Source organism: Halorubrum sp. AJ67 (assembly GCF_000513435.1).
In genome coordinates this window covers 85,724-88,059 of record NZ_CBVY010000016.1, presented here as the reverse complement: position 1 = coordinate 88,059, position 2,336 = coordinate 85,724, and the positions used below count along the sequence as shown (strand labels likewise).

Here is a 2,336-nt window from a genome sequence, read left to right as displayed (position 1 = left end):
GAGGAAGCAGCGAGGGCGGTGGCGAGAGCCCGGACGAGGAGAGCGCGGCCGAACCGGACGCGACGGACGACGACGCGGACGACGACGGCCCGGTGACCGACGACGCGGTGATCGTCGACGACGAGCCGGAGACGGCGGTCGGTGACGACGCGGAGGAGTCCTCAGCGGAGGAAGACGAGACGCCGGCCCCCGACGATGACCAACCGGCGGACGACGACGACATCATCGTCGCGGACCCCGACGCGACCGGGGTGGCGGACACCAGCGACGGCGACGACATCATCGTCGCAAGCGAGGACGAAGCCGACGCTGAGACGGTGGGCGACGACGATGAGGCGGACACAGAGGTGGACGACGCCGAAACGGCCGACGCGGACGACGCCGAAACGGTCGACTCCGAGTCAGCCGAGGCTGAGATCGCGGACACCGATCACGACGGAGCCGACAGCGAGATCGCGGACGACGACGAGGCCGACGCCGAGAGCGTGACCGACGACCGCGGGACTGCCGGCGAGGAGGACGCCGCGGTCGACGCCAACACCGACATCGATGCCACCGCAGAGAGCGACGCCGAGACCGACGACGGCGACGACCCCGACGCGATCCCGGATGCGGACGAGACCGCGCGGGTGACGGCGACCGAGCGGACCGAGTCGGACGACGACATCGACGACGAACTGGCCGGCAGCATTCCGTTTCGCGACGACGATACCGGGACGATGAACACCGTGCTGTCGGAGGAGCCGGAAGACGGCGACGACGCCAGCGGCGAGAGCGCGGACGGCGAGACCGGCGCGGAGTCGCCTCCGGACGCCGGCGACGAGGAGGACGAGGGCGACGGGAAGGACGGCGGATTCTTCAGTCGGCTGCTCGGTCGGTGACGAGAGAAACGAGGCGAGAAACCGTCTCGGGGGACCGGGCTGCGATGCCGATCAGGCTTCTGACGGCGCGCGGGCGCGGTCGCGGATCAGCTCGCGGATCTCCTCCGGATCGGTGACGTCCGCGAGCTCCTCGCAGGAGACGAGAGCGGTGCCGTCGACCGACTCGCGCTTCTCGTCCTCCTCGGTGAAGTACACGGAGCGGGTCTGGGCCACCTCGCCGATGGAAGACATGATCCGGGCGCGCTTCTCGGCCGCGGCGGTGAACGCCGAGTGGCCGGTGAGCACGCGCGTCGCCGGGCTGTCCTCGTCCTCGGAGACCGCCTTGAACGGCGCACGCGCGGTCGGGTGGACGGTGAACCCGGCGCTCGTGAGCACGTGGAGGACGTGTTCGTCGTCGGGGTCGGCCGCGGGCGCGGACGGCGTCGGCTCCGCGTCGCGGACGTCGTCCGCGCCCTCCAGCACGTCGACCGGGCTGGAGAACGGCTGGTCGAACAGCTCCTCCAGCTGGATCGCCACTTCGATGGAGGCGTTCATCCCGTCCTCGTACTTCGAGACGGTGCGTCTGGAGACGCCGAGTTCGGTCGCGAGACGGCCGAGCGACCAGCCGCGCTCCTCGCGCTCGTCGGCCAGCAGGTCGCCGTCGAGGCTGACGTACAGTCCGCCGGGGGCGGCGTAGATGAGCGGCGGCATCCCCTCGACGAACAGGTCGTACGCGGTGTCGGGGTTGATCACCGGTACGCCGTGTCTGAAGTAGACGACGCCGGGTTTCAGCTCCTCGTCGCGGGTACGGACGCCGATCACCATCGGCGTCCCCCTGAGGTACTCGCCGAGCCGGCGCATCTCCGCGCCGGTCTCCGCGTCGAGCGCGTCGACGTTGCCGAGTATCTTCAAAAGGAGGAGGTCCTCGTCGCGCCGGGCCGCCACGTCGAAGCTCTTGGGCCGGACCGCACACCGGTCGCTGACGAGGAACCCCGCGTCCTCCAGCATCGCGGTGACGTTTCCGATGAGCGCAGTCCGGGACATAGCTAAAATAAGCGTCTCGGCGTATATATGCGTTGTGTCGTCCGCCTCCCGACGAAACCACCGCCCGCCTGCGATTTTCTCCGCTCGGGCCGGGAAACGGTTAAATACTCCGCGAGCGCCGAGAGCGATCTGGCGGGGGCGGGACGCGACTCGCCCGCCCTCGAAAGGGGCTTGACCCGCCGTCGCGAACGTCGTTACATGCCGATCGTCGCCGTCGACGACACCGACTCCCGCGAGCGCGGGATGTGTACGACGTACGTGGCGACGCGGATCGCGGAACGGCTCGCGGACGCCGGCGGCCGGGTCCGGCGACGTCTCCTCGTCCGCCTGAATCCGGCCGTGAAACACAAGACTAGGGGGAACGCCGCGGTCGCGCTCCACGTCTCCGGCGTCGGCGCGGGACGGGCCGCCGAGGTCGCCGTCGAGACGGTC

Annotated in this window: 1 protein-coding gene and 2 pseudogenes; 2 read left to right on the top strand and 1 reads right to left on the bottom strand. The window is 70.1% G+C overall.

The genetic code is table 11. The features are described 5' to 3' along the window. Positions 1-881 (top strand): annotated as a pseudogene (locus BN903_RS12210) (cobyrinic acid ac-diamide synthase); the annotation flags it as partial. Positions 882-932: 51 nt separating this feature from the next. On the opposite strand, the gene BN903_RS12205 reads toward BN903_RS12210, so the two are convergent. Then, a complete protein-coding gene (locus tag BN903_RS12205) occupies positions 933-1,904 on the bottom strand; it encodes a transcriptional regulator (RefSeq protein ID WP_048077985.1) in 972 nt (323 codons plus the stop codon). Positions 1,905-2,102: 198 nt separating this feature from the next. On the opposite strand from BN903_RS12205, the pseudogene BN903_RS12200 reads away from it, so the two are divergent. Continuing rightward, positions 2,103-2,336: pseudogene (locus BN903_RS12200) on the top strand (tRNA(Ile2) 2-agmatinylcytidine synthetase); the annotation flags it as partial.